The organism is Nocardia sp. NPDC004415, assembly GCF_053602435.1.
Genome location: NZ_JBSGDP010000024.1, coordinates 65,838 through 83,893, shown reverse-complemented (window position 1 = coordinate 83,893; position 18,056 = coordinate 65,838). Strand labels below are relative to the sequence as shown.

General features: G+C 69.2%; 18 protein-coding genes. 9 read left to right on the top strand and 9 right to left on the bottom strand.

All coding sequences use genetic code 11. The annotated features are described in order from the left end of the window. Positions 1-83: 83 nt before the first annotated feature. Positions 84-497, bottom strand: a complete 414-nt coding sequence (locus tag ACWEMY_RS14395; protein WP_452390390.1) for a VOC family protein — start codon at positions 495-497, stop codon at positions 84-86. A gap of 141 nt (positions 498-638) precedes the next feature. Between ACWEMY_RS14395 and ACWEMY_RS14390 the strand changes: the two genes are divergently transcribed. After that, positions 639-1,637, top strand: a complete 999-nt coding sequence (locus tag ACWEMY_RS14390) for a sigma-70 family RNA polymerase sigma factor (RefSeq protein WP_375933393.1) — start codon at positions 639-641, stop codon at positions 1,635-1,637. 9 nt (positions 1,638-1,646) lie between these two features. On the opposite strand, the gene ACWEMY_RS14385 is transcribed toward ACWEMY_RS14390, so the two are convergent. Beyond that, positions 1,647-3,182 (bottom strand): acyl-CoA synthetase, encoded by a 1,536-nt coding sequence (locus ACWEMY_RS14385; protein ID WP_452390389.1) that lies wholly within the window; start codon positions 3,180-3,182, stop codon positions 1,647-1,649. A 22-nt stretch (positions 3,183-3,204) separates the two neighbouring features. Continuing rightward, positions 3,205-4,242, bottom strand: a complete 1,038-nt coding sequence (locus tag ACWEMY_RS14380; RefSeq protein WP_452390388.1) for an LLM class F420-dependent oxidoreductase — start codon at positions 4,240-4,242, stop codon at positions 3,205-3,207. Positions 4,243-4,349: 107 nt separating this feature from the next. Here ACWEMY_RS14380 and ACWEMY_RS14375 point away from each other — a divergent pair, with 107 nt between their 5' ends. From ACWEMY_RS14375 to ACWEMY_RS14355, 5 genes are read left to right on the top strand one after another with little or no spacing between them, the layout of a single operon-like run. Next, positions 4,350-5,273 (top strand): Zn-ribbon domain-containing OB-fold protein, encoded by a 924-nt coding sequence (locus ACWEMY_RS14375; RefSeq protein WP_452390393.1) that lies wholly within the window; start codon positions 4,350-4,352, stop codon positions 5,271-5,273. A gap of 17 nt (positions 5,274-5,290) precedes the next feature. After that, positions 5,291-6,328, top strand: coding sequence for a thiolase domain-containing protein (locus ACWEMY_RS14370; RefSeq protein ID WP_375933382.1), 1,038 nt, complete (start codon positions 5,291-5,293; stop codon positions 6,326-6,328). Beyond that, positions 6,325-7,494, top strand: coding sequence for a thiolase domain-containing protein (locus tag ACWEMY_RS14365; protein WP_375933379.1), 1,170 nt, complete (start codon positions 6,325-6,327; stop codon positions 7,492-7,494). The genes ACWEMY_RS14370 and ACWEMY_RS14365 overlap by 4 nt, the downstream gene beginning before the upstream one ends. After that, on the top strand, positions 7,491-8,381 hold the full coding sequence (locus ACWEMY_RS14360; RefSeq protein WP_452390387.1) for a TIGR03619 family F420-dependent LLM class oxidoreductase: 891 nt from the start codon (positions 7,491-7,493) through the stop codon (positions 8,379-8,381). The genes ACWEMY_RS14365 and ACWEMY_RS14360 overlap by 4 nt, the downstream gene beginning before the upstream one ends. Next, entirely contained in the window at positions 8,378-8,791 is a 414-nt protein-coding gene (locus ACWEMY_RS14355; protein ID WP_452390386.1) for a nuclear transport factor 2 family protein, read from the top strand. Before ACWEMY_RS14360 ends, ACWEMY_RS14355 begins: the two co-directional genes overlap by 4 nt. 67 nt (positions 8,792-8,858) lie before the next feature. Here ACWEMY_RS14355 and ACWEMY_RS14350 read toward each other — a convergent pair whose 3' ends face one another. Then, positions 8,859-10,139: a cytochrome P450 gene (locus ACWEMY_RS14350; RefSeq protein WP_452390385.1), complete on the bottom strand. Its 1,281-nt coding sequence runs from the start codon at positions 10,137-10,139 to the stop codon at positions 8,859-8,861. A 132-nt stretch (positions 10,140-10,271) separates the two neighbouring features. Here ACWEMY_RS14350 and ACWEMY_RS14345 point away from each other — a divergent pair, with 132 nt between their 5' ends. Together ACWEMY_RS14345 and ACWEMY_RS14340 are read left to right on the top strand one after the other, a co-directional pair. After that, positions 10,272-11,435: a steroid 3-ketoacyl-CoA thiolase gene (locus ACWEMY_RS14345; protein WP_452390384.1), complete on the top strand. Its 1,164-nt coding sequence runs from the start codon at positions 10,272-10,274 to the stop codon at positions 11,433-11,435. A 364-nt stretch (positions 11,436-11,799) separates the two neighbouring features. After that, entirely contained in the window at positions 11,800-12,216 is a 417-nt protein-coding gene (locus ACWEMY_RS14340) for a helix-turn-helix domain-containing protein (RefSeq protein WP_019044759.1), read from the top strand. A gap of 164 nt (positions 12,217-12,380) precedes the next feature. Here the strand turns inward: ACWEMY_RS14340 and ACWEMY_RS14335 are convergent, their stop codons facing one another. The 5 genes from ACWEMY_RS14335 to ACWEMY_RS14315 form a co-directional block, all read right to left on the bottom strand. Beyond that, positions 12,381-13,415 (bottom strand): hypothetical protein, encoded by a 1,035-nt coding sequence (locus tag ACWEMY_RS14335; RefSeq protein ID WP_452390383.1) that lies wholly within the window; start codon positions 13,413-13,415, stop codon positions 12,381-12,383. Further along, positions 13,412-13,927 carry an ImmA/IrrE family metallo-endopeptidase gene (locus tag ACWEMY_RS14330; protein WP_375933360.1) on the bottom strand — a complete coding sequence of 172 codons (516 nt, stop codon included), beginning with the start codon at positions 13,925-13,927 and terminating at the stop codon, positions 13,412-13,414. Before ACWEMY_RS14330 ends, ACWEMY_RS14335 begins: the two co-directional genes overlap by 4 nt. An 11-nt stretch (positions 13,928-13,938) precedes the next feature. Then, complete coding sequence (locus tag ACWEMY_RS14325) at positions 13,939-15,309, bottom strand: hypothetical protein (RefSeq protein WP_452390382.1); 1,371 nt, start codon at positions 15,307-15,309, stop codon at positions 13,939-13,941. Positions 15,310-15,509: 200 nt separating this feature from the next. After that, positions 15,510-16,421: an SDR family oxidoreductase gene (locus ACWEMY_RS14320; RefSeq protein ID WP_452390381.1), complete on the bottom strand. Its 912-nt coding sequence runs from the start codon at positions 16,419-16,421 to the stop codon at positions 15,510-15,512. A 30-nt stretch (positions 16,422-16,451) separates the two neighbouring features. After that, positions 16,452-17,216 carry an SDR family oxidoreductase gene (locus ACWEMY_RS14315; protein WP_452390380.1) on the bottom strand — a complete coding sequence of 255 codons (765 nt, stop codon included), beginning with the start codon at positions 17,214-17,216 and terminating at the stop codon, positions 16,452-16,454. A 70-nt stretch (positions 17,217-17,286) separates the two neighbouring features. On the opposite strand from ACWEMY_RS14315, the gene ACWEMY_RS14310 reads away from it, so the two are divergent. Beyond that, positions 17,287-18,051 carry an enoyl-CoA hydratase family protein gene (locus ACWEMY_RS14310; protein ID WP_375933349.1) on the top strand — a complete coding sequence of 255 codons (765 nt, stop codon included), beginning with the start codon at positions 17,287-17,289 and terminating at the stop codon, positions 18,049-18,051. The last annotated feature ends 5 nt before the right edge of the window (positions 18,052-18,056 follow it).

Here is an 18,056-nt window from a genome sequence, read left to right as displayed (position 1 = left end):
CTCGAAGCGCATGCGCCGCAGGCGCGAGTCTCGAGCGCTGACCGGCGGCCCTCCAGGGGCCGCGACCTCGAGCGCGCCAGCGCTCAAACAGACACAGCCATGTAGAAGGGCTCCCACTGGTGGCCGTCGGGGTCGAGGAAGGTGCGGCCGTGCATGCCGACCTCGGCTTCCTGGGCGCGCTTGTCGTCGTTGGTCTGTTCGGTGGCACCCGCGGCGACGGCTGCGTCCGTGAGGGAGTCGACCTCGGCGGCGCTGGCCAGCGAAAGGGCGTAGCCGGCGGCAGCGGTGTTGACGGTGTCGGCGATCGGGCGGGTGCTGAAGGTCGAGAAGAACGGCTTGGTCAGCAGCATCAGGCAGATGTTGTCGTCGATGACGATGCACGACGCGTTCTGATCGGTGAAATCCTCGTTCACCTTCCAGCCGAGGGCCTCGTAGAAGCTCTTGGAGCGGTCGAGGTCGGCGACGGGGAGGTTGATGAAGATCATCTTGCTGCTCATGGGTATCGGCCTTTCGGGCGTCGTTGCGGTCTCGAACATGTAGACGCGGCGCCCCCGGTGGATTAATCGGTCGCCGGCGAGATCGGCGGAATTGTTTTCGGCTCTGTCGGCTGTCGGACCCCTGTGGCATCGTGAGGAACTATGAGCGACGCCACAACCGCCACCACCGGCCCCGACCCCGCTGTGCTGGCCGAATTCGAATCCCACCGGCGCGAGTTGTGCGCGTACGCCTACCGCATGCTCGGCTCCTCCTTCGAGGCCGAGGACGCGGTGCAGGAGACCTTCACCCGCGCCTGGCGCTCCTACGATTCCTTCGAGGGCCGCGCGAGTCTGCGTTCGTGGCTGTACAAGATCGCCACCAATATCTGTCTGGACATGCTCGACCGCCCACAGAGCCGGGCCAGACCGATGGATCTCAACGGGCCCGGCCGCCCCGATTCCCCGCTGCCCGCCCCGCAGCCCGATTACGTGTGGATCGAACCGATCCCCAACGGCCTGGCCTTCGGCGCCGACCCGGCCGAGCACGCCTCCACCAAGGACACGCTGCGCCTGGCCTTCGTCGCGGCCTGCCAGCATCTGCCCGCCACCCAGCGCGCGATCCTGATCATGCGCGAGGTGCTGCGCTTCTCCGCGAGCGAGACCGCCGAGGCGCTGATGATGTCGCCCGCGTCGGTGAACTCCGCGCTGCAACGCGCGCGAGCGACCATGTCGAAGGTGCAGCCCTCCACCGGCGACGGGTTCGACGAGTCCGATCCCGGCCAGCGCAAGCTCATCGACGATTTCGTGCAGGCGTTCGAGGCCTACGACATGGACGCGCTCACCACGCTGCTGAAAGCCGATGTGGCGCTGTCGATGCCGCCGTTCGAGCTGTGGATCTCCGGGCCGGAGAACGTGGCCGCGTTCATGCTCGGCACCGGCAGCGCCTGCCGCGATTCGCGGATGGTGCCGCTGGCAGGCGCCAACGGGCTGCCCGCCTTCGGTCACTACAAGCCGAGCGAGGAGCCCGGCGTCTGGGTGCCGTGGTCGATCACGGTGCTCGAGCTCGACGGCGACACCATCGCCGGGCTCAACTTCTTCCTCGACACCGAGCGGCTGTTCCCGTTGTTCGGCCTCGCACCAGAGTGGCGCGAGGCCGTCTAGCGGCGCTTTTCAGAGCAGGCGGCGCTTGTACAGCTTGCCGTTGGGATCGCGCGGCAGCTCCGCGCGGTATTCCACCGTGCGGGGCAGCTTGTACTTGGCGAGCTGGCCCGCCGCGAACTCGATCAGCTCCGCGGTGAGCGTGTCGTCGCCGTCGGCGCCCTCCACCGGCTGTACGAACGCCTTCACCTGCTGACCCCAATCCGGGTCGGGCACACCGAGAACCGCCACGTCGGCCACCTTCGGGTGGCTCATCAGCACGCCCTCGATCTCGGCGGGGTAGATGTTGACGCCACCGGACAGGATCAGGTCCGAGCGCCGGTCGCACAGGTAGAGGTAGCCGTCCTCGTCGAGGTAGCCGATGTCGCCCACGGTGAACAGGTCACCGACGCGCGCCTCCTCGGTCTTCTCCTTGGCGTGGTGGTACTCGAAGCTGGAGGCGCCCATCTTCATGTAGACCAGGCCCTCCTTGCCTGCGGGCAGCTCGGAACCGTCGGTCTCGTCGAGGATCTTGATCACCGACCACGGCCACGCCTTGCCCACCGAGCCGGGCTTGCGCAGCCAGTCGGTGCCGTTGATGACCGTGCCGCCGCCCTCGGTCGCGGCGTAGTACTCGGTGACGACCGGGCCCCACCAGTCGAGCATCTGCCGTTTGGTCTGCTGCGGGCACGGCGCGGCGCCGTGCACCATGCTGCGCAGCGAGGACACGTCGTAGCGGGCGCGCACGTCCTCGGGCAGGGCCAGCAGCCGGTGGAACTGGGTGGGCACCATGTGGCTGTGGGTCACCTTGTGGCGCTCGATCAGGGCGAGCATGTCCTCGGCGGTCCACCGGTCCATCAGCACCAGCTTGTGGCCGAGCTGGATGGAGATGGTCGAGAAGTTGAGCACGGCGGTGTGATAGAGCGGCGAACCGCAGATGTGCACGTGATCGTCGTAAGGGGCCAGCTCGAACAGGCTGAAGAACGACTTGTTCGGCGCCGGAACCACATCCGGGTCCGCCCCGGTGAGCGGGCGGCGCACGCCCTTGGGCCGCCCGGTGGTGCCCGAGGTGTAGAGCATCGGGGCGCCCACCGAGCGCTCGTCGGGGCGGCCGGTGTCGGCGGCGCCGAGCCACGAGACCGGCCGGAAGCCCGGGACCGTGCCCACGGCGAAGCGGGCGTCGGCCGGCAGTTCGGCCAGGTCGGCGGCCTCGGCGGCGGTCGCGGCGAAGCGCTCGCTGGCCAGGAAGGCCGCGGCCTCGCTGTCACCGAGGATGTAGGCGATCTCCGGCGCGGTGAGGTGCCAGTTCACCGCGACGATGTAGAGACCGGCCTGGTAGGCGGCGAAGTACGCGGCGATGGCCTCGACGCCGTTGTGCAGCATGCTGACGACGACGTCCCCGGTCCGCAAGCCGATCCCGCGTAGCCCGTTGGCGTAGCGGTTGGCCAGGGTGGCCAATTCTCGATAGCTGATCTCGGTGCCGTCCGGGTCGACGACGGCGATCCGCTCGGGATCGGCCGCGGCGATATTCCACAGTCCGAGGACTTCCGTTGTCTGCTGGCTGCTCATCTCATCGAATTTAGAACGTGTTCTACCGTTCGACAAGGGGTGCGATGCGGCGCAGTTGATCCGCGTCGGACACCGAGATCAGCATCATCGTCACGCCGGCGTCCTCCCATTCCTTCAACCGGGTCCGCACGTGGGCCTCGTCGCCGAAGATGGCGGTGTCGGTGATCAGCTCGTCGGGCACCGCGGCGGCGGCCTCGGCCTTGCGACCCGCCTGGAACAGCGCCGAGATCTCGTCGACCTCGTCGACGTAGCCCATCCGCTTGTAGACCTGGGCGTGGAAGTTCAGCTCGGGCGCGCCCATGCCACCGATGTAGAGCGAGGTGATCCAGCGCATCCGCTCGATCTCACCGGCGGGGTCGTCGGTGACGACCACCTGCGCGCTCGCCGCGATCTCGAAATCAGCCCTGCCGCGCCGCGCGCCCGCACGCGCGAAGCCCTCGTCGAGCCACTCGTTGTACATCCCGGCCAGGCGCGGGGCGTAGTAGATCGCGAGCCAGCCGTCGGCGATCTCGGCGGTCTGGGCCACGTTCTTCGGACCCTCCGCACCCAGCCAGATCGGCAGGTCCGCGCGCAGCGGATGCACGATCGGCTTGAGCGGTTTGCCCAGGCCGGTGGCGCCGGGGCCGGCGTAGGGCAGGCCGTAGTGCTTGCCGTCGGAGGTCACCGGCGCCTCGCGGGCCAGCACCTTGCGCACGATGTCGACGTACTCCCTGGTGCGCGCCAGCGGCTGGGCGAAGGGCTGGCCGTACCAGCCCTCGACCACCTGCGGTCCGGAGACGCCGAGGCCGAGGATGGCCCGGCCGCCGCTGAGGTGGTCCAGCGTCAGCGCGGCCATGGCGGTCGCGGTGGGGGTGCGCGCCGACAGCTGCGCCACGGAGGTGCCCAGCCGCATCCGGCTGGTGTCGGAGCCGTACCACGCCAGCGGCGTGAAGGCGTCCGAGCCCCAGGACTCGGCGGCGAAGACGGCGTCGAATCCGGTCTCCTCCGCGGCCGCGATCAATTCCCGCGTATCGGCGGGCGGCTGCGCGCCCCAATATCCGAGTTGCAAGCCAAAGCGCATTTGCCCGTCCTTCCTGGAATATCCGGCTCTTGCCACCGTCACTAGAACCTGTTCTACTCGATATCGTGACTCTGGGGAACACCGAAGTACTGTCCGCACCGCTGCGGATGAAATTCGACTACACCCGCTCCACCGGTCCGACCATCGGGCGCTTCCTCACGGAACTGCGCGCCGGCAAGGTCGTCGGGGTGCGGAGTTCCGACGGGCGCGTGATCGTGCCGCCCGCGGAATTCGATCCGAAGACGGCGGAACCGCTGACGGAATTCGTCGACGTCTCCGATGTCGGCACGGTGCAGACCTGGTCCTGGGTGGCCGAGCCGTTGCCCGCCATGCCGTTCGACCGGCCCTTCGCCTACGCGCTGATCAAGCTCGACGGCGCGGACACCGCCATCCTGCACGCGGTGGATGTGGCGAGCCCCGCCGACATCTCGACCGGCATGCGCGTGCGGGCCCGCTGGGCCACCGAGCGCACCGGCGACATCCACGACATCGCGGCCTTCGAGCCGGGCGAGACGTCTGCTCCGGCGACGGTTTCGACCGCCGAGGCGGAGCCGGTCACCGGCATCGTGACCCCCGTCGACTACTCGGTCCAGCACACCGCCGCGCCGCAGGAAGCCGTCTTCCTGAAGGGCCTGATGGAGGGCAAGCTGCTCGGCGCCCGCGCCAAGCTGGACGGCAAGGTGTACTTCCCGCCGCGCGGCGCCGACCCACGTGACGGCTCGCCGACCGACGACTTCGTCGAGGTGTCCGACAAGGGCATCGTGACCACCTTCTGCATCGTGAACGTGCCGTTCCTCGGCCAGCGTCTCAAGCCGCCGTACGTGGCCGCGTACGTGCTGCTCGACGGCGCCGACATCCCCTTCCTGCACCTGGTGCTCGGCGTCGACGCCGACGAGGTCCGGATGGGTATGCGGGTCGAGGCCGTGTGGAAGCCGCGCGAGGAGTGGGGCCTGTCGATGGCCAATATCGACCACTTCCGGCCGACCGGCGAGCCCGACACCGACTACGACTCGTTCGCGCACCACCTGTAGAGAGGCGCTGAAACACTGTGACCAACACAGCAACCGACATCGCGGTGGTGGGCTTCGCCCACGCACCGCACGTGCCGGAGACCTTCGGCACCACCAACGGCGTCGAGATGCTCGCGCCCTGCTTCCACGAGATCTACGAGAAGCTCGGCATCGGCGTCGCGGACATCGACTTCTGGTGCTCCGGATCCTCGGACTACCTCGCCGGGCGCGCGTTCTCGTTCATCTCCGCCATCGACTCGATCGGCGCGGTGCCGCCGATCAACGAGTCGCACGTGGAGATGGACGCGGCCTGGGCACTGTACGAGGCGTGGGTGAAACTCCGCTCCGGACAAGCGCGGACGGCGCTGGTCTACGGTTTCGGCAAGTCCTCGGCCGGTACCCTGCGCCAGATCCTGGGTCTGCAGACCGACCCATACCTGGTCGCGCCGCTGGGCGTCGACTCGCTGTCGCTGGCGGGCCTGCAGGCCCGCGCCGGCCTGGACGCCGGTGTCTGGACCGAGGCCGAGATGGCCGCGGTGGCCGCCCGCACCAGCGGCGGCGACATCGACAAGCTCTTGGCCGCACCGAAGCTCAACGACCCGCTGCGCGCCCACGACATCGCCCCCATCACCGACGGCGCGGCCGCGGTCGTGCTGGCCGTGGGCGACCGGGCCCGCGAACTGTGCGAGCGCCCGGCCTGGCTGACCGGCATGGCGCACTACATCGACTCCCCCGTTCTGGGTGCGCGCGACCTGACCGTGTCGGCGTCTGCCGCCAAGGCCGCGAACGCCGTCACCGGCGGTGACGCGGGCGGTTTCGACCTCGCCGAGCTGCACGCGCAGTTCACCCACGAGGAGTTGATCCTGAAGCAGGCCATCGGCCTGAACACCGACACCCGGATCAACCCGTCCGGCGGCCCGCTCTCGGGCAACCCCATGTTCGCGGCCGGGCTGGAGCGCATCGGCTTCGCCGCCCGCGAGATCATCAACGGCACCGCGAATCGCGCACTGGCGCATGCCGCCAGCGGGCCCGCGTTGCAGCAGAACCTGGTGGCTACCCTGGAGGCACGTTCATGAGCTACGCAGCTGCCGTCCTCGGCACCGGTCAGACCCATCACGTGACCAAACGGTCCGATGTCTCGATGGCCGGAATGATCCGCGAGGCCGTCGATCGGGCGCTCACGGACTCCGGCCTGACCATGGCCGATATCGACGCCGTGATCATCGGCAAGGCCCCCGACTTCTTCGAGGGCTCCATGATGCCGGAGCTGTTCCTCGCCGACGCCCTCGGCGCCACCGGAAAACCGATGCTGCGCGTGCACACCGCCGGTTCCGTCGGCGGCTCGACCGCCATTGTCGCGACCAACCAGGTGCAGGCGGGCGTGCATCGCCGCGTGCTGGCCGTGGCGTGGGAGAAGCAGTCCGAGTCCAACGCCATGTGGGCGCTGTCGAGCCCGGTGCCGTTCACCATGCCGGTCGGCGCAGGCGCGGGCGGCTACTTCGCCCCGCACGTGCGCGCCTACATCCGCCGCTCCAACGCCCCGCTGCACGTGGGCGCGATGGTCGCGGTGAAGGATCGCCGCAACGGCGCGCGCAACCCATTCGCCCATCTGCACCAGCCCGATATCACCGTGGAATCGGTCATGGCGTCCCAAATGCTGTGGGATCCCATTCGTTTCGACGAGACCTGCCCGTCCTCGGACGGCGCCTGCGCCATCGTGATCGGTGACGAGGACGCGGCCAGGGCCGTGGAAGCGCAGGGCAAGAAGGTGGCGTGGGTGCACGGCACCGCCATGCGAACCGAGCCGCTCGCCTACGCGGGCCGCGACCAGGTGAGCCCGCAGGCAGGCCAGGCCGCCGCGGCGGCGCTGTGGCAGCAGGCCGGGATCACCGACCCGCTGGAAGAGATCGACGCGGCCGAGATCTACGTCCCCTTCTCCTGGTTCGAGCCGATGTGGCTGGAGAACCTGGGTTTCACGCCCGAGGGCGAAGGCTGGAAGCTCACCGACGCGGGCGAGACGGCCATCGGCGGGAAGCTGCCGGTCAACCCATCGGGCGGCGTACTGTCGTCCAACCCGATCGGCGCGTCCGGCATGATCCGCTTCGCCGAGGCGGCCAAGCAGGTCATGGGCCGCGCGGGCGACTATCAGGTGGACAACGCGCGCAAGGCGTTCGGCCACGCGTACGGCGGTGGCTCCCAGTACTTCTCGATGTGGGTCGTCGGTAGCGAGCGTCTGTCATGAAATTCACCGTCGGCGTCGCGCTGAGCCCGCTGGACCAGCTCACCGAGCTGGCCAAGACGGCCGAGGAATGCGGATTCACCTCCATCGGCCTGCCCGACTCGCTGTTCTACATGAAGTCGCAGGCCGCCGACTACCCGTACACCCCCGACGGCAGCCGCTTCTGGGGTCCGGACACCCCGTGGGTCGATCCGCTGATCGCCGCGGCGTCCATGGCCGCGGTGACCACCGACCTGCGCTTCTACACCAATGTCCTCAAGCTGGGCTCGCGCAATCCGCTGCTGCTGGCCCGCCAGGTGGGCTCGATCGCCAACATGTCGAACAACCGCTTCGGCTTCGGCGTCGGGATCGGCTGGGCACCCGAGGAATTCGAGTGGTGCGGGGCGCCCTACGAGCGCCGGGGTGCCCGGGTGGACGAGATGATCGAGGTGATCAAGCTCGTCCTCGACGGCGGCATGGTCGAATTCCACGGCGAGTTCTACGATTTCGAGTCGCTGCAGATGAGTCCGGCGCCCAGCGCGCCGGTGCCGTTCTACGTCGGCGGGCACACCGGTCCGGCGCTGCGCCGGGCGGCCCGCATCGGTGACGGCTGGACCTCGGCGATGATGAAGTTCGAGCAGTTGCAGACCACCATCGCGAAGCTCACCGAACTGCGCGCCGAATACGACCGCACCGAGGTGCCCTTCGAGATCCAGGCCGTCTGCATCGACCGCTTCGGCCGTCGGGGCTACCAGGACCTGGCCGACGCCGGTGTCACCGACACCATCGTGGTCCCCTGGCTGATGGACGGCATCGGCTTCGACGGCGAGCTGGCCGCCAAGCAGGACTCGCTGCGCCGCTTCGCCGAGAAGTACATCGCCGATCCGATCGTGGCGGCGGTGGCGGGATGAGCCTCGACCGTTCCGCGCGCGCCGCGGGCCTGGCCTCCCAGGCCGCGGTGCGCGCCAAGGACAAGGACGCCTGGGTCGCGCTGTTCGCCGCCGACGGCATCGTCGAGGACCCGGTCGGCCCTTCGGGTTTCGATCCGGAGGGCGTCGGCCATCGCGGTCACACGGCGATCGCCGCCTTCTGGGACAAGGCCATCGCGGCCACCGAGTCGATCGAGTTCCTGTTCGAGGACTCCTTCGCCTGCGGCGACGAGATCGCCTTCACCGGCATGATCCGCACCACCATGGCGGGCCATGTCATCGACGCCGAGGGCGTGTTCACCTACAAGGTCGACGCCGACGGCAAGATCGCCGCGCTGCGCGCGTTCTGGGAAGTCGACCGGGCGATGGGCACCGCGCGCGCCGTGTCCTGATCAACCCGCACAACGTGATCGGCCCCGATACCTTTCGAGGTATCGGGGCCGATTCGCGTTGCGGTGGTCAGTGGGCGACCGGGCAGCCCTTGGTCTGGTAGTCGACCGGCAGTTCCTTGATGCCGTTGAGCCAGCCCGAACGCAGGCGCTTCGGGTCGCCCATCTTGGTGATGTCGGGCAGGTGGTCGGCGATGGCGTTGAAGATCAGGTCGACCTCGAGGCGGGCCAGGTTCGCGCCGACGCAGAAGTGGGCACCGGTGCCACCGAAGGCCAGGTGCTGGTTGTCCTTGCGCATGATGTCGAACTTCTCCGGATGCTCGAAGACGTCCTCGTCGAAATTGGCCGAGCGGTACAGCATCACCAGCCGCTGGCCCTTCTTGATCTGCACGCCGCCGAGTTCGGTGTCCTCGAGCGCGGTGCGCTGGAAGGAGGTCACCGGGGTGGCCCAGCGGATGATCTCGTCGACGGCGCTGGCGGGGCGTTCCTTCTTGAAGAGTTCCCACTGGTCGGGGTTCTCCATGAACGCGATCATGCCGTGGCTGATGGCATTGCGGGTGGTCTCGTTGCCCGCGACGGCCAGCAGGATGACGAAGAAGCCGAACTCCTCGGGAGTCAGTGCCTCACCGTCGACATCGGCCTCGATCAGCGTGGTCACCAGGTCGTCGGCCGGACAGGCCTTGCGCGCCTCGGCCATCTGGTACGAGTAGCCCAGCAGCTCCATCGACGCCTTGACCGGGTCGATGTCGACATTGTCGGGGTCGTCGTAGCCGGTCATGTCGTTGGACCACTCGAAGACCTTCATCCGGTCCTCCTGCGGCACCCCGATCAGCTCGGCGATCGCCTGCAGCGGCAGTTCGCAGGCCACCTGGGTGACGAAATCGCCCGTGCCCGCCTCGGCCGCGGCCTTGACGATGCGCTCGGCGCGCGCGGACAGCTCGGCGCGCAGGCCGTTGACCGCGCGCGGGGTGAAGCCCTTGGCGATCAGCTTGCGCAGCTTGGTGTGCTCCGGGGCGTCCTTGTTGAGGATGACGAAGCGCTGCAGTTCGATCTGCTCGCGCTGGATGTCGTCGTTGAAGCGCGGGATCGCGGTGTTCTCGTAGGTGGAGAAGACATCGCTGCGCCGCGACACCTCTTTGACGTCGGCGTGCTTGCTCACCACCCAGAAGCCGTCGTCGTGGAAGCCACCGACCTCCGGCGACTGCGCGTTCCACCAGATCGGGGCCGAGCGGCGCAGCTCGGCGAATTCCTCCACCGGGACACGCTCGGCGTAGATGTCCGGGTCGGTGACGTCGAACCCGTCGGGCAGGTTCGGCAGGGTACCCGTGGCTTCGTTGCGCGGATCTACCACCAGATGTCTCCTTCGACAAACTGAAACACGTTCTACAATCATTCAAGCACAGGGGTTGCCGGTACGGAAGAACCTCGCGGTTTTACTCTGGGCTACAGAACAGAACTTGTTGCAGTTACGAGGGAGAATCAGATGGGCACACCCGTGATCGTGGAGGCCGTTCGCACCCCGATCGGCAAGCGTCGGGGGCAGCTTTCGGGACTGCACGCGGTAGAACTGCTCGGCCTGGCACAGCGCGGCCTGCTCGACCGGGCGGGCCTGGACCCGTCCGAGGTCGAGCAGGTGATCGGCGGCTGCGTCACCCAGGTCGGCGAGCAGGGCAACAATGTCACCCGCACGGCCTGGCTGCACGCGGGCCTGCCCTGGCAGACCGGCGCGACCACCGTCGACGCCCAGTGCGGCTCGGCCCAGCAGGCCAACCACCTCATCGCGGGCCTGATCGCCACCGGCGCGATCGATGTCGGCGTGGCCTGTGGCGTCGAGGCCATGAGCCGGGTGCCGCTGGGCGCCAATGTGCCGAAGGAGGCGGGCCCGCGCCGCCCGGCCAGCTGGTCGATCGACATGCCCGACCAGTTCGGCGCGGCCGAGCGGATCGCCCGCAGGCGCGGCATCACCCGCGCCGACGTGGACCAGTTCGGTTTGCGCTCACAGCAATTGGCCGCACAGGCCTGGGCCGAGGGCCGCTTCGATCGCGAGGTGCTGCCGGTCTCGGCGCCCGTGCTGGATTCCGAGGGACAGCCCACCGGCGAGAAGGTGGAGGTCACCCGGGACGGCGGCCTGCGCGCGACCACCCTGGAGGGCCTGTCGGCGCTGAAGCCGGTGGTCGAGGACGGCATCCACACCGCGGGCACCTCCTCGCAGATCTCCGACGGCGCCGCGGCCGTGCTGCTGATGGACGAAACCGTCGCGCGCCGTAAGGGTCTGCGCCCGCGCGCCCGCATCCACACCCAGGTGCTCGTCGGCGCCGAGCCGGAGTTCCACCTCGACGGACCGGTGCAGGCGTGCACCCGGCTGCTGGAACGCTCGGGAATGTCGATTTCGGATATCGATGTTTTCGAGATCAACGAAGCATTCGCTTCGGTCGCCCTTTCCTGGGCCGCTGTACACAAGCCGGACATGTCTCGGGTAAATGTCAACGGCGGTGCGATCGCAATCGGGCATCCGGTCGGCTCCACCGGCTCGCGCCTGATCACGACCGCGCTACACGAACTGGAGCGGACCGGCGCCGGCACCGCCATGGTGCTCATGTGCGCAGGCGGGGCCCTGTCCACCGGCACGATCATCGAGCGCCTGTAGACTGCTCTCACCGAAACCGGGCGCCCAGGTTGAACATTCATCCCAGGGCGCCCGGAACGTGTCGTACGCCACACAATCAAGGGGGCCGGGGGGACGATGACATATCAGCTATCTTTGAGTTACCATGAGTCCATGGTGGAAGACCCCTGCGACGGGCACGAACTCGGACACCCCACGGCTCCACAAGAGTCGTTGGCGTGGCCCGCAAACGCGACCGCCGCCGCCCCTGCACGCAGGTGAGCGCCGGAAATCGCAGAGAAATCCCGAATCAGGCGTAGGTTTTCAGTTACTGAGCCGCTAATATCAATGATACGTATCCGAGATAACGACTGTTAGTACAGTGAAGGGAATTGGGCGGCTCACAATGGCTGATTTCGCGGCGCGGCTGAACAAGCTGTTCGAAACCGTGCATCCCCCGGGGCGCAAGCCGCATACCAACGCAGAGGTTGCGGCTGCGCTGACTGCCTCCGGGCATCCGATCTCGAAGCCGTATCTCTCGCAGTTGCGGTCGGGACAACGAACCAACCCGTCCGACGAGACGGTGGCCGCCCTGGCGAAGTTCTTCAAGGTCAAGCCTGACTACTTCTTCAACGACATCTACGCGGCCAAGATCGACCACGACCTGGAGCTGCTCGCGCAGTTGCAGGGCTACGGGCTGCGTCGACTGTCCAGCAGGGCATTCGACCTCTCCGAAGAATCACAGAATCTGCTCACCTCCATGGCGGAGAAGCTTCGGGCAAGCGAAGGTTTGCCCGAAATTCCGCCGGATGGAACGGAATAGGATCCACACGGCGGTCGGCCTGACGCACCTGATGGTGTCCTGGGACCGGCCGGAGAAGATCGGATACGCACAGAGAACGGGCCTGAGACGGTGGGCAACCACCACCTCAGGCCCGTTCTCTGTGACATTTGCGGCTGGTGCCGCGGTTCTCGGCAGTGGGCGAGTCAGCCTCGGGAGGCGGTGGCTTTCGGGGCGGGGCCCGCGGCGGCGGCGACTTCCTCGTACTTGGTCGCGAGGGCGAGGACCCAGCCACGGGGGCTGACGCCGGGGGGTGGGGCGATCCAGCGGGCGTCGACGAACAGGTCACCCAGGGGGTTGCGGGCCCACTCGGCCACGACGGCGGCCCGCTCGGGGACCGATTCCGGGGGTTCGCCCGCCGCCGGGATGACGATGCCGCTGCCGGAGAGCAGATACAGCGCGTCCATCACCTGCGCGACGTGGTCGGAGGCCTTGAGCTGGGCGGATGTCGCGTTCTGCTCGGGTGCCACCACCTCGGGGAACCGGCCGACCATCAGCTTGTGCAGCGGCCGGATGCGGCGCAGCAGCACCCGCGCCCGCCACCACAACTCGATGACGATCGACACCGCGCCCAGCGAGATCAGCAGGCTCGCGATCTCCCACGCGGCCCAGCCCCACAGCGGCTCACCGGGCGGCGGCGGCACCGCGCCCTGCAGCGCGCGACCCGCGTTGGCGACCGCGAGGATGGCGACCAAAGCCGTTCCCGCCGTGTAGATCGCGATGCCACGACCCAGGGTGGTCCAGTCCAGATTGCGCAGACCGGTGGTGACGATGAAGACCGCGCCCAGCGCGACCACGATCCAGCCGAAGGTGAACGACCAGGCCAACGTGATCGCGATCGCCAGCGCGCCGATGCCGTAGACCACCGTCGCCACCTGGCGCAGATTGCGGCGCGACACCACCGGCCACGCCGCCGAGGCGACCACCGAGGTGGCGGTGGTGAACAGGATCCACGCCGAGACGACGATGCCGGTGGACAACCAGCCGTTGTGCACACCGCCGGGCAGCAGGTTGTCGACGGCGACCGCGATATCGGGAATGGCGACGGTCGCGGCGAGCGCGACCGCGGCCACCGCGACGACGATGGCGACGCGGGCCGTCGTGGCCGGCTTCACCAGCACGCGTCCCACTCGCGCACCCGCGGCAACCCAGACCAGCAGGGCTGTCAACCAGAGTGTCATCCGAGTGCCTCATCGAATCGAAGGACCGAGACGCCTGCGCCCCGGTTGTTGAACACGCGCAGGCGGGTCATCAGCATGGCCGCGAAGGTCTCGGCCTCCCATTCGGCGAGGTCGTCGGAGCCGTCTTCGACGATCTGCGCGTGCGCGCGCTGGCTGAGCATGTAGGCGATCAGGTCGTCGCTGACCTCGAGCGTGGTCTCCACGGTCGGGGCGCCCTCGTGGTCGAACACGATGTGGCCCAGTTCGTGGGCGAGGGTGTGGTCGCGGCTGGGCAAGGCGTCGGCGAGCACGATGATGTCGCGTTCGGGATAGAACCGGCGCTGCCCGCACACACCCGGCCCCAGCTGCGCGCTGGTGATCTCGATCTCGCGGTCACGTTCCAGCGAGACCGCCGCCACCACCTCGTCGAGGGTGGTCGCGTCGGAGTCGGCGGCCACCGCGCAGACCGCGTCGACGGCGGCGGCCACGCGGCGGTAGGACCGGGAGGTGCTCTGGGTCTTGCTCCTGCTCATCGAAGATCCCCTCACGACCTCGGTCCGAAGAACTCGGCACGCGCCGCGTTCACCCGCGCCTGGGCTGCCGCGGCACCTTGGAAACTCACTGCGCCCGAACCGGTTCCGGCCAGGGTGAGCGCGATCAGACCACCGATCACCGACAGCAGCTTCGGCTCGGGCAGGCCGCTGTTGTCACTGGTGGGGACGAACTCGTGATTGGGCTTGGCGGCCGGAGCGGGAGCGGCGGCGGGTGGCGCGGCAGGGGCAGGCGCCTCCGCCGCGGGCGGCGCTGCCGCCGGAACCGGCGCCGCCACAGCGATATTCGGTGCCGCGATCGAGGGCACGTCCGGGGCGGGCGGGATGGCGATCGACGGTAAGGCGGGGGCGGCCGGGGGCGTGGGCAGCGGGATCAGCAGCAGGAGCAGGGGGCTGGCCGAGCCGACCGCCGCGGAGCCCACGGCGGCGGAACCGGTCGCCGCCGAACCCGCACCGGCGGAACCGACCGCGGCCGAGCCGATCCCGGCGGAACCCACTGCGGCGGAACCTGTTCCGAGGACCGCCGAGCCGAGGCCGAGGGCCGCGGAGCCGGTGCCCGCGGCGGCCGAACCGACCGCGGCCGAGCCCGTCCCGAGCACCGCGGCGGCGCCCGCCGAACCGGTGGCGAGCACGCCCGCCGCACCGGCGGACCCCGTGGCCAGCACCGCGCCGACACCGGCCGAACCGGTGCCGAGGACCGCGGCGATGCCCGCCGAGCCCGTCCCGAGGACGGCGCCGACCCCGGCCGAGCCGGTGCCGAGCAGGATGCCGAGGCCCGCCGAGCCCGTGCCGAGGGCCAGACCCGCCGCGGCGGAACCGGCGCCTGCCGCGGAGCCGACGGCGGCCGAGCCGGAGGCGGAACCGGAGCCCGCTACTTCCTTGGTGGGGATGCCCTGATCGGACTGACCCGGGATGGAGAGCGGCTGCCATTCGTCTTCGGCGACGGGTGCGCCGGCCGGGTTGCTGCCGTGTTGTCCACCACCGGATCCACTGGGCACGGCGGGCAGAGCGGGGCTGCCGTTGTCCTGGCCCAGCCCGTTGTCGCTGTCCTGGCCCTGGCCCTGGCCCTGGCCCTGGCCGGGAGTCTGGTCGGTGGCGGGGCACTTGTCGGCCGGGCCGCCGTGCCCGCAGCTGTCACGCTGACGCTCCCCCGGCGCACCGGGCAGGGTCAGTTCCGCGTGCTCTCCGGCGTCTTGACCGTTGTCGCCGCTGCTCCCCGTCCCGCTGCTGCCACTTCCTGGCGCCTGGGCGGCGGGGGTGGACGGACTGCCGGGGGCGGCGACAGCGACCGCGGGCCCGAGTAGCGCACAACCTGCCAGCACACTCGCGGCGGCAAATACGCGCAACATGCGACCAACGGCCATGCGCTTGTCATCCCCTTCGTTCCCGGCGCAGCATTACCCCCGGTCGCGATTCATGCCGGGATCGACGAACAGTAGCCCATAGTAAACCCACCGCCGCTCCCCCGCAGAGGAGAGCAAAAGTCGTACAGCCCCCTGAACGCGCGTGAAATGGCAAAAGCACAGGTCCCGGGAGATTCCCGGGACCTGTGCCACAAAGTTTGCTATGCGCCGTAAACCGGTTCCGGCGCGACGCTCTTCTCGATCAGTTCGGCCACCACCGGACCCAGTTCGGCGGGGTTCCAGCGGGCGCCGCGGTCGACGGGCGCACCGTGCCGCCAGCCCTGCGCGAGCGCCACCTTCCCGCCCTCGACCTCGAACATCCGCCCGGTCACCCCGGCCGACTCGGCGCTGCCGAGCCACACCACCAGCGGGGAGATGTTCTCCGGCGCCATGGCGTCGAAGCCGGAATCCGGGGCCGCCATGGTGTCGGCGAAGACGGTCTCGGTCATCCGGGTGCGGGCGGCGGGCGCGATCGCGTTGACGGTGACGCCGTAGCGGCCGAACTCCGCCGACGCGGTGAGGGTGAGCCCGGCGATGCCCGCCTTGGCGGCGCCGTAGTTGCCCTGGCCGACGCTGCCCTGCAGACCGGCACCGGAGCTGGTGTTGATCACCCGGGCGTCGACCGGCCGACCGGCCTTCGACTCCGCTCGCCAGTACTCCGCGGCGTGACGCATGGTGGCGAAGTGGCCTTTGAGGTGCACGCGCACCACCGCGTCCCATTCGTCCTCGCCGAGGTTCACCAGCATCCGGTCCCGTACGAACCCGGCGTTGTTGACCAGCACATCCAGCCCACCGAAGGTGTCGACGGCCTGGCGGACGAGCCTGCGCGCGCCCTCCCAGTCGGCCACGTCGTCGTAGTTGGCCACCGCCTCGCCACCGGCCGCGACGATCTCGTCGACGACCTGCTGCGCCGGCGTCTCGGCGGTCTCGGCGCCGTCGAGGGCGGTACCGACATCGTTGACCACCACCCGGGCACCCGCCGCGGCGAACGCGAGCGCGTGCGCGCGACCGATCCCCCGGCCCGCGCCGGTGACGATGACCGTGCGGCCTGCGCAGATCTGCTGGTCGTCCATGTTCAAGACTCCTGTGTTCGTGCTTGTGACTCAGTGATTGGTGGTGGCGGCGTCCAGGAAGGCCGGGCGTTCGCCGCCGCCGTGGACGAGCAGGGTGGCCCCGCTGACGTGGGCGGCCAGCGGGGAGGCCAGGAAGAGGGCGGCATTGCCGACATCGGCCGGGGCGGCCAGCCTGCCCAGCGGGACGGTGCGGGCGACCGCGGCCACCCCGTCGGCGTCGCCGTAGTGCAGGTGGCTGAGCTCGGTCTCCACCGGGCCGACGACCACGGAGTTCACCCGCACCCTGGGCGCCCATTCGACGGCCAGCGAGCCGGTGAGGTTGTCCAGTCCGGCCTTGGCGGCGCCGTAGGCGGCCGTTCCGGGCGAGGGCCGGTGCCCGCTGACGCTGGTGATCATCACGATCGAGCCGCCCGTGTCCTGCTTCTGCATCACCGCGTTGGCGTGCTGGGCGATGAGCAGCGGCGCGAGCAGGTTCAGCTCGACGATCTTGGCGTGGAACTTCGGGCTCGCGGCCTCGGCGAGGGCGAAGGGGGCGCCGCCCGCGTTGTTCACCACGTGGTCGATGCGGCCGTGGGTGGCCACGATCCGGTCGAACATCGTGGCCACGGCGTCGGGATCGCGCACATCGCAGCTGTGGTGTTCGGTCCCGCCGATCGGTTCGTCGGCGGGCCTGCGCGCGCAGGTCAGCACGGTCGCGCCCGCGGCGAGGAAGGCCCGGCTGATACCCGCGCCGACGCCGCGGACCCCACCCGTCACCAGAACGATCTGCTCGGAAAGGTCGATTTCTACAGCCACCGTGTTAACCTACCAAGCAATTGCTTGCTTTGTCTCGGGTTCGCCGGGGCGCGCACGATGGGACACCGCGATGGGGATCAACCGTCACACCGAGACCGAGGGCGTCGAAGTCGTCACAGTCGACTATCCGCCGGTCAACGCACTGCCCTCCGACGGCTGGTTCGCGCTGGCCGAGGCCGTCCGGGCGGCCGGGCGCGATCCGGCGACCCGGGTGGTCGTGTTGCGCGCGGAGGGGCGGGGCTTCAACGCCGGCGTCGACATCAAGGAGATGAACGCCGACACCGGTCACACCGCGCTGATCCGGGCCAACCACGGCTGCTTCGACGCCTTCGCCGCGGTCTACGACTGCGAGGTGCCGGTGGTCACCGCGGTCAACGGCTTCTGTCTGGGCGGCGGCATCGGCCTGGTCGGCAACTCCGACGTGATCGTCGCCTCCGACGACGCCACCTTCGGCCTGCCCGAGGTCGACCGGGGCGCGCTCGGCGCGGCCACCCACCTGGCCCGGCTGGTCCCCCAGCATCTGATGCGGACCATGTTCTACACCGCGGGCAAGCTCACCGCCCAGCAACTGCACCACTACGGCTCGGTGTATCAGGTGGTGCCGCGCGCCGAACTCGACGCCGCGGCCATGGAGGTCGCCGAGAACATCGCGAACAAGGACGGCCGCGTGATCCGCGCCGCCAAGCGCGCGCTCAACGGCATCGATGTGCAGGACGTGCACCGGTCCTACCGCTACGAGCAGGGTTTCACGATGGAGCTGAACCTCGCCGGGGTCGCCGACGAGATCAGGGCGCGTTTCGACGACGATCTCGCCGCGCAGAAGAAGGAGAAGTAATCGCC

Excerpts from the sequence above, each read along its gene's own strand:
- ACWEMY_RS14380 (WP_452390388.1), bottom strand. The coding sequence starts at position 4,242 with ATGCGCTTTGGCTTGCAACTCGGATATTGGGGCGCGCAGCCGCCCGCC.
- ACWEMY_RS14385 (WP_452390389.1), bottom strand. The coding sequence starts at position 3,182 with ATGAGCAGCCAGCAGACAACGGAAGTCCTCGGACTGTGGAATATCGCC.
- ACWEMY_RS14355 (WP_452390386.1), top strand. The coding sequence starts at position 8,378 with ATGAGCCTCGACCGTTCCGCGCGCGCCGCGGGCCTGGCCTCCCAGGCC.
- ACWEMY_RS14310 (WP_375933349.1), top strand. The coding sequence starts at position 17,287 with ATGGGGATCAACCGTCACACCGAGACCGAGGGCGTCGAAGTCGTCACA.
- ACWEMY_RS14360 (WP_452390387.1), top strand. The coding sequence starts at position 7,491 with ATGAAATTCACCGTCGGCGTCGCGCTGAGCCCGCTGGACCAGCTCACC.
- ACWEMY_RS14335 (WP_452390383.1), bottom strand. The coding sequence starts at position 13,415 with ATGACACTCTGGTTGACAGCCCTGCTGGTCTGGGTTGCCGCGGGTGCG.
- ACWEMY_RS14320 (WP_452390381.1), bottom strand. The coding sequence starts at position 16,421 with ATGGACGACCAGCAGATCTGCGCAGGCCGCACGGTCATCGTCACCGGC.
- ACWEMY_RS14365 (WP_375933379.1), top strand. The coding sequence starts at position 6,325 with ATGAGCTACGCAGCTGCCGTCCTCGGCACCGGTCAGACCCATCACGTG.
- ACWEMY_RS14345 (WP_452390384.1), top strand. The coding sequence starts at position 10,272 with ATGGGCACACCCGTGATCGTGGAGGCCGTTCGCACCCCGATCGGCAAG.
- ACWEMY_RS14340 (WP_019044759.1), top strand. The coding sequence starts at position 11,800 with ATGGCTGATTTCGCGGCGCGGCTGAACAAGCTGTTCGAAACCGTGCAT.
- ACWEMY_RS14325 (WP_452390382.1), bottom strand. The coding sequence starts at position 15,309 with ATGGCCGTTGGTCGCATGTTGCGCGTATTTGCCGCCGCGAGTGTGCTG.
- ACWEMY_RS14395 (WP_452390390.1), bottom strand. The coding sequence starts at position 497 with ATGAGCAGCAAGATGATCTTCATCAACCTCCCCGTCGCCGACCTCGAC.
- ACWEMY_RS14390 (WP_375933393.1), top strand. The coding sequence starts at position 639 with ATGAGCGACGCCACAACCGCCACCACCGGCCCCGACCCCGCTGTGCTG.
- ACWEMY_RS14330 (WP_375933360.1), bottom strand. The coding sequence starts at position 13,927 with ATGAGCAGGAGCAAGACCCAGAGCACCTCCCGGTCCTACCGCCGCGTG.
- ACWEMY_RS14375 (WP_452390393.1), top strand. The coding sequence starts at position 4,350 with ATGAAATTCGACTACACCCGCTCCACCGGTCCGACCATCGGGCGCTTC.